At 72.3% G+C, this 13,003-nt stretch carries 11 protein-coding genes; 5 read left to right on the top strand and 6 right to left on the bottom strand.

Annotated features, from left to right (window positions below; genetic code table 11):
* Positions 1-229 precede the first annotated feature (229 nt).
* Both ACH4SL_RS03815 and ACH4SL_RS03810 read right to left on the bottom strand, forming a co-directional pair.
* Positions 230-1,930 (bottom strand): FAD-binding dehydrogenase, encoded by a 1,701-nt coding sequence (locus ACH4SL_RS03815; RefSeq protein ID WP_398441748.1) that lies wholly within the window; start codon positions 1,928-1,930, stop codon positions 230-232.
* Between the two features lie 286 nt (positions 1,931-2,216).
* Positions 2,217-2,711, bottom strand: a complete 495-nt coding sequence (locus ACH4SL_RS03810) for a GNAT family N-acetyltransferase (RefSeq protein ID WP_398441747.1) — start codon at positions 2,709-2,711, stop codon at positions 2,217-2,219.
* A gap of 183 nt (positions 2,712-2,894) precedes the next feature.
* On the opposite strand from ACH4SL_RS03810, the gene ACH4SL_RS03805 reads away from it, so the two are divergent.
* A complete protein-coding gene (locus ACH4SL_RS03805) occupies positions 2,895-6,488 on the top strand; it encodes a S41 family peptidase (protein ID WP_398441746.1) in 3,594 nt (1,197 codons plus the stop codon).
* 77 nt (positions 6,489-6,565) lie between these two features.
* Positions 6,566-7,273, top strand: a complete 708-nt coding sequence (locus ACH4SL_RS03800) for an endonuclease V (protein WP_398441745.1) — start codon at positions 6,566-6,568, stop codon at positions 7,271-7,273.
* 168 nt (positions 7,274-7,441) lie between these two features.
* Here the strand turns inward: ACH4SL_RS03800 and ACH4SL_RS03795 are convergent, their stop codons facing one another.
* The 4 genes from ACH4SL_RS03795 to ACH4SL_RS03780 all read right to left on the bottom strand — a co-directional run bounded on the left by ACH4SL_RS03795 (position 7,442) and on the right by ACH4SL_RS03780 (position 11,178).
* On the bottom strand, positions 7,442-7,663 hold the full coding sequence (locus ACH4SL_RS03795) for an Rv0909 family putative TA system antitoxin (RefSeq protein ID WP_398441744.1): 222 nt from the start codon (positions 7,661-7,663) through the stop codon (positions 7,442-7,444).
* A 127-nt stretch (positions 7,664-7,790) separates the two neighbouring features.
* Positions 7,791-8,693 carry an SDR family oxidoreductase gene (locus ACH4SL_RS03790; RefSeq protein ID WP_398441741.1) on the bottom strand — a complete coding sequence of 301 codons (903 nt, stop codon included), beginning with the start codon at positions 8,691-8,693 and terminating at the stop codon, positions 7,791-7,793.
* Entirely contained in the window at positions 8,690-9,649 is a 960-nt protein-coding gene (locus tag ACH4SL_RS03785; protein ID WP_398441739.1) for an alpha/beta fold hydrolase, read from the bottom strand. The genes ACH4SL_RS03790 and ACH4SL_RS03785 overlap by 4 nt, the downstream gene beginning before the upstream one ends.
* Positions 9,646-11,178 carry a flavin-containing monooxygenase gene (locus tag ACH4SL_RS03780; protein ID WP_398441738.1) on the bottom strand — a complete coding sequence of 511 codons (1,533 nt, stop codon included), beginning with the start codon at positions 11,176-11,178 and terminating at the stop codon, positions 9,646-9,648. Before ACH4SL_RS03780 ends, ACH4SL_RS03785 begins: the two co-directional genes overlap by 4 nt.
* Positions 11,179-11,488: 310 nt before the next feature.
* Between ACH4SL_RS03780 and ACH4SL_RS03775 the strand changes: the two genes are divergently transcribed.
* The 3 genes from ACH4SL_RS03775 to ACH4SL_RS03765 all read left to right on the top strand — a co-directional run bounded on the left by ACH4SL_RS03775 (position 11,489) and on the right by ACH4SL_RS03765 (position 12,958).
* The gene (locus tag ACH4SL_RS03775; protein WP_398441898.1) at positions 11,489-12,274 is read left to right on the top strand and encodes a MerR family transcriptional regulator; all 786 of its coding nucleotides are present in this window, start codon (positions 11,489-11,491) and stop codon (positions 12,272-12,274) included.
* A gap of 145 nt (positions 12,275-12,419) precedes the next feature.
* A complete protein-coding gene (locus ACH4SL_RS03770; protein WP_398441897.1) occupies positions 12,420-12,629 on the top strand; it encodes a DUF2630 family protein in 210 nt (69 codons plus the stop codon).
* Positions 12,626-12,958 (top strand): GNAT family N-acetyltransferase, encoded by a 333-nt coding sequence (locus tag ACH4SL_RS03765; RefSeq protein WP_398441737.1) that lies wholly within the window; start codon positions 12,626-12,628, stop codon positions 12,956-12,958. The genes ACH4SL_RS03770 and ACH4SL_RS03765 overlap by 4 nt, the downstream gene beginning before the upstream one ends.
* Positions 12,959-13,003: the final 45 nt, after the last annotated feature.

The following is a 13,003-nucleotide window of genomic DNA, read 5'->3' as shown; positions in this document are numbered from 1 at the left end:
GCCCCCCGGCCCGCCGCGCGTCCTGCCGCGTTCGCGGCCCGAAGGACCGTCAGGTGACGCGAAGGGCACGGCAATGTGCCGAGCCGCCCTCCGACGCGGCACATTGCCACGCCGGAACACCGGCGACGGACCACGGGTGTCGGACGGCGCGGCGGGGGGTACGGGGACGGGTACGCCGCCGCGAGCGGCGGAGGGCGCGGGGAGCACGTACGTCACACGGAAGGCGCCGCTACGCCGTGGCCGCGGCCGCCGCCCTGCCCGCCGCGCGGCCGGAAAACATGCACCCGCCCAGGAACGTCCCCTCCAGCGACCGGTAGCCGTGCACCCCGCCGCCGCCGAACCCGGCCGCCTCGCCGGCCGCGTACAGCCCGCCCAGCGGCTCGCCGCGCCCTCCTGCGCCGCCCGTACCGCCACCGGACCCGGAATCGGCCGGCGGAGCGAGCACGCGGCCGTCGAGATCCGTCTCCAGCCCGCCGAGCGACTTCCGGGTGAGGATGTTCAGCCGCACAGCGATCAGCGGGCCCGCCTTCGGATCCAGCAGCCGGTGCGGGGAGGCGGTGCGGATCAGCTTGTCGCCGATGTAGTTCCGCGCCCCGCGAATGGCCGTGACCTGAAGATCCTTGGTGTAGGTGTTGGCAATTTCCCGGTCCCGGGCCTCGATCTCCCGGCGCAGCGCGTCCTCCTGCACCAGGTTCTCGCCGGTGAGCGCGTTCATGCCGCGCACCAGGGCGCCGAGTTCGCGCTCGACCACGAAGTCCACGCCGTTGCGCTTGAACGCCTCCACCGGCCCCGGCGCACCGGGCAGTACCCGCTTCAGCACGTCACGCACACTGCGCCCGGTGAGGTCCGGATTCTGCTCCGAGCCCGACAGCGCAAATTCCTTCTCGATAATCTTCTGGGTGAGGACGAACCATGTGTATTCATGACCTGTCCTCATGATGTGCTCAAGTGTCCCGAGCGTGTCGAAACCGGGGAAGTACGGCACGGGTAGCCGCGTCCCGGTCGCGTCCAGCCACAGTGACGAGGGTCCCGGCAGGATGCGGATGCCGTGCCGGGCCCAGATCGGGTTCCAGTTCTCGATTCCCTCGGTGTAGTGCCACATGCGGTCGCCGTTGATCAGCGACCCGCCCGCGGAGCCCGCGATGCCCAGCATCAGGCCGTCCACATGCGCGGGCACCCCCGACAGCAGTTTCTTCGGCGGCGTACCGAGCCGCTCCGGCCAGGCCGCGCGCACCAGCTCGTGGTTACCGCCGATGCCTCCGCTCGTGACGACCACGGCCTGCGCCCTGAGCGCGAACTCCCCCGCGACCTCACGCGAACTCGCCGTACCGCGCTCCGCGCCGCTCGGCACCAGCACCTCACCGGTCACCCCGTCGACCGCGCCGTCCGTGGTCGTCAGCCCCGTCACCCGGTGCCGGAAGCGCAGCTCCACCCGGCCGCGCGCCACGGCCTCGCGCACCCGCCGCTCGAACGGCTCCACGACGCCCGGGCCCGTACCCCACGTGATGTGGAAACGCGGCACCGAATTCCCCGGCCCGGTGGCCAGGAAACCGCCGCGTTCGGCCCACCCGACGACGGGGAAGATGCGCAGCCCCTGCCCGTGCAGCCACGCCCGCTTCTCGCCGGCCGCGAAATCCACGTACGCCTCGGCCCACCGCCGCGGCCAGTGGTCCTCGGGGCGGTCGAAGCCTGCGGTGCCGAGCCAGTCCTGGAGCGCCAGGTCCTTGCTGTCCTTGATGCGCATACGGCGCTGCTCGGGCGAGTCCACGAAGAACAGCCCGCCGAACGACCAGAACGCCTGCCCCCCGAGCGACGCCTCCGGCTCCTGGTCGACCAGGATCACCTTCCGCCCCGCATCGGCCAGCTCGGCGGTGGCCACCAGCCCCGCCAGACCCGCGCCCACCACTACGACGTCCGCGTCCAGCGCCATCCGCCCGCCTCCTGCTCCGCACGCCCACTGCCACCGACCTACTCGGCGGTAATGCACGTTACGCGAGCCGCGCCCGCCAGGTCAGCACCCCTGCGCAACCGTACGGTTCATCCGATGTTCCGCTGATCCCGCTCTCGATAGGCGACCGGCGCCGATCGACTGCCGATTCCCTCCGGACGCATCGCCGCCGACCACCGCAGCACAGGGCAGGCGACGCCGCAAGATCACGCACCCCTCCCAGGCCCGCCGCGGGCACGCCGTCCACCGGCGACCGCACCCGGCCCGTTCATCCGATGTCCGACCGCCATCTGACCTCGCCGTCCTGCCACTCACCCGTGGCAACGAGCCCGACCGCCGCAGCCACCGCCGCGGACGCCGCGTGGTCGGGGTGAACGTGCGCCACCACCGTCGTCACCCCCTTGCCATGCAGCCACTCCACCAGACCGCACGCCGCCTCTTTCGCGATGCCCCGCCCCTGCCAGGCCGCACCCACCACCCAGGCGACCTCGGCCTGCTCACCGGTGATCGTCGCCTGCACCGTTCCGGTCAGACGGCCGGCCGAATCCAGCCGCACCACCCAGTTGCACCAGACGGCCCCCGCATCCCCCGACCCGGCCGCCAGCCGCTCGTACCGCATCCGCAATCGATCAGCGCCAAGCGGTTTTCCCCCGATGAATTCGTGCAGCCTCGGATCCGCCAGCACACCGGCCATCTCCTCCGCGTGATGCGGCGCCAGTGGCAGCAGCGTCAGCCGCCGCGTGGCAATGGTCCCGGCCCCCACACATACCTCCCCGCGTCTCACCGACCACCGACCAGAACGATCACCCGACCACCGGACCATCGGGCCACCCGGCGCTTATCCATCGGACCGTACCCCGGCGGTCGCCCGGCGCGATGACGCACTCCGGGGGCGCACCGACGTGAAAAGTTGCTGCCCGCGGAGCCGCCCCGAACCATAGATGAGGTGAGCGACGGCGCGTACCTACGGTTTCCGCATCTGCACGGCGACATGCTCTGCTTCGCCGCGGAGGACGACATCTGGGTCGCCCCGCTCGGCCAGCCGGGCGACTCCCCCGGCCGCGCATGGCGGGTGACCGCCGACCGCACCCGCGTCGGCCCGCCCCGCCTGTCGCCGGACGGATCGATTATCGCCTTCACCACCTGGCGCAGCCTGGACCCCGAGGTGCATCTGGTGCCGTCCGACGGCGGCAGCTCACGTCGGCTCACCTACTGGGGCAGCACCGACACGCGTGTCTGCGCGTGGACCCCCGACGGCCACGTCCTCGCGGTGTCGTCACACGGCCAGGCCTTCTCCTATTTCACCTGGGCGCACAGTGTGCCGGTCGAGGGCGGACCGGGCGGACCGCTGCCCTGGGGACCGGTCTCGGACATCGCCGTACGGGACGAGCCGCACGCGGAGGGCGACGGCACGGAACGCCGTACCCTCCTGCTCACCGGCACGCCGCCGCACGAGCCGCACGCCTGGAAGCGCTACCGCGGCGGGGCGACGGGGCGCCTGTGGCTGCACGGCGAGCGCCTGGCGCCGGACATCGACGGGCACCTCGCCTCCCCGATGTTCGTCGGCGACCGCATCGCCTTCCTCTCGGACCACGAAGGCATCGGCAACCTCTACTCCTGCCTGCCCGACGGCACCGGTCTGCGCCGCCACACCGACCACGCCGACTTCTACGCCCGCAACGCCGCCACCGACGGCAACCGCGTCGTCTACCAGTGCGCCGGCGCCCTGTGGCTGGTGGACGACCTCAGCGAGGGCACCGAACCACGCCGCCTGGACATCCGCCTCGGCGGTGCCCGCAGCGGCCGCCGCCCGTACCAGGTGCCCGCGGCGTCGAACATCAACGGCCTGGCCGTCGACGGGCCGGGCCGCGCCAGTGCGGTGTGCGTCCGCGGCAGCTTGTACTGGCTCACCCATCGCGACGGCCCGGCCCGCACCGTCGCCGACACCGCCGGCGCCCGCGTCCGGCTGCCGGAGATGCTGGGCGACACCGGTCTGGTCGGCTACGTCACGGACGCCGAAGGAGAGGACGGCATCGAGCTGGCCCCGCTTCCCGGTCGCGCCTCCCGCGCACTCAGCCGCGGTCCCGAGTCGGCAGCCGACGTGGCCGCCGCGCTCACCGCGCCCGAGCCCGTCGGCGCCGCGCCGGACACCGTTCCGGTGGCTCTCGCGCCGTCGCGCACGGCAGGAGTCGACGATCGAGCGACCTCAGACGATGAGCGCACATCGCCAATCGATAGCCATACGGTCAGAACAGGCTCCACCCGAGTGGCCTACGTCGAGGACGTCCTCGTCCCCGCAACCGGCGGCGGCACCGACGGCTCCCCTCCGCCCGTGAACGAGCCCGGCACCGCCACCCGCCTGGCCGTGGGCCGCCTCGGCCGCGTCCTGGAGCTGGTGTCGGCGCCGGACGGCGGCACACTCGCCGTCGCCTCGCACGACGGCCGCCTGCTGCTGGTGGCCACCGGCGCAGGCGAGGGCCCGTCCGACTACGACGACATCGGCGACATCGGCGACGAGCCCCGGCCGCCGGCCGGAACGGTGACCGAGCTCATCCGCTCCACCAACGGCCCGGTCCGCGACCTCGCCTTCTCCCCCGACTCAGCCTGGCTCGCCTGGTCGCACCCTGGTGTCGGCCGCTCGCTGCGCTCCGTCAAGATCGCCCGGTTGTCCGACAGCACGATCATCGATGTCACCAACGGCCGTTTCGAGGACGAGCAGCCGGTCTTCACCCGCGACGGCCGCTACCTCGCGTTCCTCTCCTGGCGCGGCTTCGACCCGGTGTACGACGTCCACACCGGCGACCTGTCCTTCCCCCTCGGCTGCCGCCCCTATCTCGTCCCGCTCAACTCGGCGACACCGTCGCCCTTCGCGCTGCCCATCGACGGCGGCCCGGTCGGCAGCGGCCTGGATCCCGGCGAGAGCGGCGGCGACAGCGACGGCCCCGTCGTCGTGGAGGCCGAGGGCCTGCCTGACAGGGTGACGCCCTTCCCCGTCCCGGCGTCGAAGTACTCCTCACTCGAACCGGTGCAGGGAGGCCTGGTCTGGCTCCGCTGGCCGATCTCCGGCGCCCTGGGCGAGACCTTCGTCAACCCGACAGACCCCTCGGCGCGCCCCACCCTGGAGTTCTACAGCCTCGGGAAGTCCAAGAAGACCGAACTGGTCCGCCACATGGACTGGTACGCCGTCAGCGGTGACGGCCGCCGCCTGGCCGTCTACGACGAGGGCGAGTTGGCGGTCCTGCCCGCCAACGAGCGCGGTGACGACGACACGACCGTCTTTGTCGACATGCGCCGCATCCTGCACGAGGTCGAACCCGGTGCGGAATGGCGGCAGTCCTACGCCGAGGCGGGCCGCCTGATCCGCGACTACTTCTGGGCCCCTGACATGTGCGGCGTCGACTGGCCCGCCGTCCTCGACCAGTACCGGCCGCTGGTGGACCGCGTCGCCACGCCCGACGAGTTCGCCGACCTCCTGCGCGAGGTCCTCGGCGAGCTGGGCACGTCCCACGCGTACGTCGCCGCCGCCCGCCGCAACGAGGGCCCGCCGCACTACCAGCGCCCCATCGGCCTGCTCGGCGCCGACTTCCAGCACAACAGGGACGGCACGTGGACGGTGATCCGGATCCTGCCGGGCGAGTCGTCGGACTCCAAGGCGCGTTCCCCGCTCGCGGGCACCGGCATCCGCGAAGGAGCCGTCCTCACCCACGTCGACGGCCGCCCCGTGGACCCGCAGTCGGGTCCCTTCCCGCTGCTGGCCGGTGCGGGCGGCACCACGGTGGAGCTGACCTTCCGCCCGCCCGGCGGCGGCCCGCCACGCCGCGTCGCCATCGTTCCGCTTATCGATGATCGACCATTGCGCTACCAACACTGGGTCGCCCGCCGCCGCAAGGTCGTACGGCACCTCAGCGGCGGCCGGTGCGGCTATCTGCACATCCCCGACCTGGGCGGCTCCGGTTGGGCGCAGTTCAACCGCGACCTGCGCAAGGAAGTCGCCTACGACGCGCTGATCGTCGACGTCCGCGGCAATGCCGGCGGAAACATCAGCGAACTGGTCATCGAGAAGCTGACCCGCACCGTCCTGGGCTGGGACATCACCCGCAACGCCCAGCCCGTCTCCTACACCGGCAACGCGCCCCGCGGCCCGATCGTCGCCGTCGCGGACGAAGCGACGTCCTCCGACGGCGACATGATCACCGCGGCGTTCAAACTGCTCGGCCTCGGCCCGGTGGTGGGCCTGCGCACCTGGGGCGGCGTCGTCGGCATGACCGGCCGACACCGGCTCGGCGACGGCACCGTCATCACCGTCCCGATGAACGCCGCGTGGTTCGACGCCTATGGATGGTCGATCGAGAACCAGGGCGTGGCCCCCGACATCGAGAGCCTGCGCACCCCGCTGGACTGGGCGGAGGGGCGGCACGGCCAGCTCGACGTCGCCGTCCGCACCGCGCTGACCCTGCTCTCCCAGCACCCCGCCGCCAGCCCGCCGGACCTCTCCGACCGCCCCGACCGCTCCCGCCCCCCACTGCCTCCGCGCAGCTGACCGGTACGGCGCTCCCGGTACGGCGCGAACCGGGCGGGCACGGGTACCACATGCCCGTACCGTGGCAGCCTGGCGTCATGGACACCCACAGCAGCGCAAGACCCCCGTCCTGGCCGCAGACGGAGGAGGAGGCACTCGCCGAGCAGGAGCGCCTGCGCGCCCGCGCCGACCTCGCGTCCCCCGGGCCGGCGCCCGAGGACATACGCCTGGTTGCGGGCGTGGACGTGTCCTATGCCACCGACAGCGACGCCCTGGTAGCGGCCGCCGTGGTGCTGGACGCGGCGAGCCTGGAGCCGGTCGAGATCGCCGTGGTGGAGGGAAGCGTCACCTTCCCGTACGTCCCGGGACTGCTGGCTTTCCGCGAACTGCCCTCGGTACTGGCGGCGCTGGAGAAGCTGACGCACACGCCGCAGCTGCTGGTGTGCGACGGCTACGGCATCGCGCATCCGCGCCGCGCCGGGCTCGCGGTGCATCTGGGGGTGCTGACGGGGCTGCCCTGCTTCGGCGTGGCCAAGACGCCGTTCGTCTTCGGCCATGGCGAGGTGGGTCACGAGCGTGGTGCGGGCGCGGCGTTGACGTCGGAGGAGGGCGAGGTGGTAGGTCGGGCGCTGCGCACACGGCCGGGCGTCAAACCGGTGTTCGTCTCCGTGGGCCACGGCATCGGGCTGGACAACGCCTGCGCCCATACGCTGCGGCTGACCCCGCGGTTCCGCCTTCCGGAGACGACGCGCTGGGCCGACCGCGTCAGCCGCGAACGCCTGCGCGCCGCCGCGCCTTCGGCCTGACGGGCCCCTGCTCACAGCCCCTGCCAAGAGATCCCTCGACCACCGCACGACGGAAGGTGACGCGGTACATGGCAACGGGCCGGGAGGGACAGCAGGAGAAGGGGCGCCCCGCAGGGCACCCCTTCTCCCCGGATCACGGCATCAGCGCGACCGTCTCAAGGCGCGACGTCAGCTCCAGTCGTCCTGGGGCTCGTCGTTCGAGTCCTCGCTCCTGCCACGGCGACCCTGCTCCTTGCCCTGCTGGGCCTGCTCGTCGAAGCGGCCGCCGGTGCGCTCCGAAGCCTCCTGGCCGGCGCGCTGCATGCCCTCCTGGGCCTGCTCGGAACCCTGACGGCGGGCTCCCTTGGCCTTCTCGCCGTACTCGTTCGCCTTGTTCCTGATGTCGTCCATACCGCCCATGGTGAACTCCTCCTGGAGTGTGTGGGGAAGCGGCCTCGATCAGACTTACACGGGCGGACAAGCAACGCATCCCGGGGCAACCGTCTGCCAATCCCCCCAGGTCAGAGGGATTTTACGGTCACGGAACGTGATGTTCGGCTGCGCGTGCAGACTCGTCCGCGGCCCCTCCCCTCCCGACCAGGCCGCGCCGCGTGGTGGTGCCACGGGCCAGAGCGGGGGCGGCGCGCCGCATCTCCCTTCGCCCCAGCGGTCCCCCGATGAACGCCGGCAAGTACCCGCGCACCGACTGCATGCCGCGCAGCCACCACTGCGCGTAGACATGGGGCGAACGCCGATCGATACCCGATGCGATACGTTCCACGGCCGGCTCCAGCGGGTAGGTGCGGTTCGTCGGCCACGGCAGTCGGGCCCGCAACTCCCGCAGGACGTCGTCCTCGTCGGCTCCGCGCACCATGTCGGTGTCGGTCCAGGAGAGATATCCGACGCCCACCGCCACGCCCTGGTGGCCGACTTCGGCACGCAGGCTGTGGGCGAAGGCCTCCACTCCCGACTTGCTGGCGCAATATGCCGCCATCATCGGCGCCGGCGTCATCGCGGCGAGCGACGCGATCTGCAGCAGGTAGCCGCGGGACGCGACAAGCGCCGGCAGGAAGGCCCGCGCGGTGGCGATGCTGCCCAGCAGGTTGACGTGGATCACACGGTCGAACGCGTCCGGGTCGGCGTCGAGGAACGGCCCCCCGGTCGCCACCCCGGCGTTGGCCACCACGACGTCGATCCGCCCGAAGCGCGCGAGCACCTCGCCGGCGACCCATGTCATCGATTCTCGATCAGTGACGTCTGCCGTCCAGTACGCGGCGTCACCCTCCAACGAGGCGGCGACCCGCTTGAGTTCGTCGGGCTCAAGTCCGACGAGCGCCAGCCTGGCCCCGCGCGCCGCCAGCTTGCGCGCCAGCAGCTCGCCCACCCCGCGGGCGGCGCCGGTCACCACCACCACCTTGCCCCGCACTCCCGGTCGGCTCATGCGCTCTTCTCCTCCGCGACAGCGTCGTGCTTTCGGGTCTCCGCCTGGCCGGGCACCGACGACCCCGCGTGGTCGGCGGCCAGCGACCGTATGACCGCCGCGACGGCGGCAGGGTCCTCGATCGGAGTCATGTGTCCGAGGCCGGGCAGTTCGGTCACCCCCACGCAGTGCGGCAGCGCCCGCGCCATGCCGCGGGCGTGCACGCGAGGCGTGAGCTTGTCGTGGGTGCCGGCCAGGACGGCGGTGGGCGCGGTCAGTGCCGCGAGTTCGGCGTCCAGGTCGAGGACGGCGAGAACCCGGCCCCACGCCGCCCTCTGGCGCGCCTTGCAGGCGTGCACGATCCGCGCGGTGAACGCCGCCTGCTCGCGGGTCGGCGAGGCGCCCAGGACGCCGTAGGCGAAGGCGGCGCGCGTCAGCGCGGTGACGGGGCCCAGCGGCAGCGGGGAGACCAGCAGCTGGCGGTGCAGGGCGCGGCGCAGCCATCGCGCCGACAGTCGCTGCGGCAGCACCTCGGTCGAGCCGAGCAGCCGCGCACTGCCAGTACTGGCCAGCAGCACCGCCGCGGTACGCCGGGTGACCTGCTCCCGACCGGAAGCCGCCATGATCGTCATACCGCCCATGGAGTGGCCCGCGAGCACGGCCTGCTCGCCGTCCGGTACGGCGGCTTCCAGTACGGCCTGCAGATCGTCGGCCAGTACGCCGGTGCCGTATCCCTTGCGGGTGGCCGGCGGCGCGCTGCGCCCATGACCGCGCTGGTCGTAGGCGACGACGCGGAAGTCCGGCGCCAGCAACCGTATGACCGGGGCCCAGAAGAGAATCGAGCAGGTCCAGCCGTGCGAGAGGACCACGGTCGGGCCTTCGGCGCGGCCGAACTCCTCGCCATGGATACGGGTCCCGTCCGCGGAGGCCACCTCGAACGCTCGCCGCGGGGCCACCGCCTCGTAGGGGAGCGTCATGACGCGACCTCCGCACCGACCGTACGATCGTCGCCCACCGGCGACAGGTCGCCGTCGACGGGCGCGATCAGATCGTATTCCGAGTGCACGAGCTGCCTGGTCGCGCGCCGGAACTCCGCCGTCGTCCCCGGCCACGCCGTCGTGTTGCGCCCGTTGGCGTCCAAATACCAGCTCTTGCAGCCGCCGGTGTTCCAGACCGTGCGCTCGGCGCGGCGCTGCACCTCGGCGTTCCACGCCGCGACCGCGGCGGGCCGGGCGTCCAGGGCCGCGGCGCCGGTACGCGACAGCGTGCGCAGATAATCGATGACGTAGTTGAGCGACGATTCGATCATCAGGATCATCGAGCTGTTTCCCAGACCGGTGTTGGGGCCGATGACGAACAGCAGGTTGGGGAAGCCGTCGACCGTGCTGCCGCGCAGCGCCGCCATCCCGCCCTTCCAATGCTCGCTGAGCGTGCGGCCGTCGGCGCCGACGACGCGGTCGCCTATAGGCATGTCGGTGACGTGGAAACCGGTGCCGAAGACGATCGCGTCGACCTCGCGCTCGGTCCCGTCCGCGGTGACCACGGACGAACCCCGCACCTCGGTCAGCGCCGCGGTCACCACCTCGGTGTTCGGCTGGGCGAGCGCCGGGTAATAGGCGTTGGACAGCAGGATCCGCTTGCAGCCGATCGTGTAGTCCGGGGTGAGCCGCGCCCGCAGCGCGGGATCCTTGACGGAGCGGCGCAGATGGCCGCGTGCCATGCGCTCCGCCGCCTTCATGAGCCGCGGGTGCCTGACGAACGCCCCTACCTGGAATTCCCTGATCAGCCACAGCACCGCGCGCCGCGCCTTCGCCGTGCTCGGCACCTTCCCGTGCAGCCACCGCTCGGCCGCGCTGACGGGCCGGTCGACCCGTGGCAGCACCCAGGGCGGAGTGCGCTGGATGACGGTCAGCCTGCCGACCTCCGGCTGGATGGACGGCACGATCTGGATCGCCGACGCGCCCGTGCCGACCATGGCCACGCGCTTGCCGCGGAGGTCGAAGCCGTGGTCCCAGCGGGCCGAGTGGAAGACCCTGCCGGGGAATCCTTCGATGCCGGGGATGTCGGGGATCTTCGGGTCGGACAGCGGGCCGGTCGCCGAGACCACGACGTCCGCCGTCAGCTCACCGGCCGCCGTGGTCAGCTCCCAGCGGCGCCGCGCGCCGTCCCAGCGCGCCCGCTGCACCTCTGCGCCGAACCGCAGGTGCGGTCGCAGCCCGAAGGTGTCGGTGACGCGCTCCAGGTAGTCCCTGATGTGCTGCTGCCCGGAGAAGGCACGCGGCCAGTCCGGATTGGGTGCGAAGGAGAACGAGTAGAGGTGCGAGGGCACGTCGCACGCGCACCCCGGGTAGCTGTTGTCCCGCCATGTGCCGCCGACTGCGTCGGCGCGTTCCAGGATCACGAAGTCGGTGATCCCCTCGCGCCGCAGCCGTACGGCGGCTCCCAGCCCGCCGAACCCGGATCCGATCACCGCCACCCGCACGTGCTCGCGGTTGTCGTCGTCCATGGCACCGCCCCTTCCTACCGGCCGCTCGTCCGCGCCCGGGACCCCGACCGGCCCCGACAGCCGCGGCACACCATGCCATTAATCACTGGCATTGTCAGGACTGTAGAACACAGGGGTTACCTCCGGTAGGGGTCAGAGCGAAAACTCTCCGCCGGCTCGCGGTAAGGACCGCCGCGTCAGGGATGAAGCCCCTTACCCCAGCACATAGGCTGGCCGGGTGAACGACCGCGTGGACCAGACAGGCACGGCGGGTCCGGGTGCCGCCGGCGCACATCCCGCCACCGAGCACCCAGGCGCACGCGAATACCGCGTGGAGGAGTTGGCGGAAGCCGCCGGCATACCGGTACGGACGCTGCGCTTCTACCGGGAGCGGCGGCTCCTGCCGCCGCCACGCCGCGACGGGCGTATCGCGTGGTATTCGGACAGCCATCTCGCCCGGCTGCGCACCATTGCCGCGCTACTCGAGCGCGGGCACACCCTCGGCGGCATCGCCGAGCTGATCACCGCGTGGGAGAACGGCCGCACCCTGGGCGGCGTCGCCGAACTCCTCGGCCTCGACGAGACGCTCGCCGCGCCGTGGTCGGACGAGACCCCGGTCGTCCTGACCCCGCAGGAGCTGGCGGACTACTTCGGCGACGACGTCAGCCCGGAGAACCTGACCACCGCCCTGGAGATCGGATACATCGCCGTCGACGGCGAGAACGCCCTGCACACCAGTCGCCGCCTGCTCGACGTGTCGGCCGCGCTCGTACGCGAGGGCGTACCCCTGGCCGCGGTGCTCGCGGCCGGCCGCGAGGTGCGCGGCCACGTCGACGCCATCGCCGAACTCTTCACCCAGGTCGTCAAAACACATGTCCTGGGTCCGCCGGACGACCTGCCACCCGAGCACGTCCAGCGCGTCTCCGACACCATGCAGCGGTTGCGCCCGCTCGCCAAGGACATCGTCGACGCCGAGATGTCACTGGCCATGGAACGCCGGGTGCGCACCGAGATCGACACGTGGCTGCGCCGCCAGGCGGCCGTCACGGGCGCCGACAGGGGCGACCCGCACCAGGAGACCGGGGAGCGCCAGGCGCCGCGCGAGCGGCCCGCGTAGCGCCGCCTCGCTGCCGCTCCGCCCCGAGCGCAGGGCCCGGCGACCTGCAAGAGTGGAGTACAGCGACCCCGTTTGGGAGGTGTCACCCGTGCAACAGCCCCACGACGCCGGCGCGGAGCAGGCGATCCTCGGCCGGATCAGCCGGATGGTGGCCGACGAGAAGGCCCTACGCGAACTGCTCGCCGGATCCGACTCCGACGGCGCGGACGAGCGCGCCCGCCTCACCGCGCTGGAACACGAACTTGACCAGTGCTGGGACCTGCTGCGCCAGCGCCGGGCCCTGTCCGAGGCCGGCGAGGACCCCGGCGGCGCACGGGTGCGTCCCTCCTCGACCGTGGAAAGGTACCGGTCGTGACGGACTCCGCAGCGACGGACGGGGCGGCGCCCGTCACGGTCACCGACTCGTCGCAGGCCGACCGGTACGAGGCCAGGATCGGCGACGACCTGGCCGGTACGGCCGCCTACATGCGCACACCCGAGGTGATCGCCTTCATCCACACCGAGGTCGGTGACGCGTACGAGGGCCGCGGCGTCGGTTCCGCACTCGCCCGCACGGCAATGGACGGCGCCCGCGCGCAAGGGCTGCGCGTCCTGGCCATCTGCCCGTTCATTGCCGGGTGGCTCGACCGGCACCCGGAATACGACGACCTGCGGTACGTACCGGAGAGCAGCGTCTCGGACTGACCGGGCCGCACCTCGCGGGCACCGCCCGGCGCCATGTCCCGCGCC

Origin of the sequence: Streptomyces sp. NPDC021020, from assembly GCF_044333285.1 — a bacterium.
In the GTDB taxonomy this organism is placed as follows: Bacteria; Actinomycetota; Actinomycetes; order Streptomycetales; family Streptomycetaceae; genus Actinacidiphila.
The sequence above is the reverse complement of the archived record's forward strand: the minus strand, read 5'-3'. Positions and strand labels throughout refer to the sequence as shown.

Coding starts and splice junctions, on each gene's coding strand:
- ACH4SL_RS03770 (WP_398441897.1), top strand. CDS start 12,420: ATGGTGGCCGACGAGAAGGCCCTACGCGAACTGCTCGCCGGATCCGAC.
- ACH4SL_RS03780 (WP_398441738.1), bottom strand. CDS start 11,178: ATGGACGACGACAACCGCGAGCACGTGCGGGTGGCGGTGATCGGATCC.
- ACH4SL_RS03800 (WP_398441745.1), top strand. CDS start 6,566: ATGGACACCCACAGCAGCGCAAGACCCCCGTCCTGGCCGCAGACGGAG.
- ACH4SL_RS03815 (WP_398441748.1), bottom strand. CDS start 1,930: ATGGCGCTGGACGCGGACGTCGTAGTGGTGGGCGCGGGTCTGGCGGGG.
- ACH4SL_RS03795 (WP_398441744.1), bottom strand. CDS start 7,663: ATGGACGACATCAGGAACAAGGCGAACGAGTACGGCGAGAAGGCCAAG.
- ACH4SL_RS03790 (WP_398441741.1), bottom strand. CDS start 8,693: ATGAGCCGACCGGGAGTGCGGGGCAAGGTGGTGGTGGTGACCGGCGCC.
- ACH4SL_RS03785 (WP_398441739.1), bottom strand. CDS start 9,649: ATGACGCTCCCCTACGAGGCGGTGGCCCCGCGGCGAGCGTTCGAGGTG.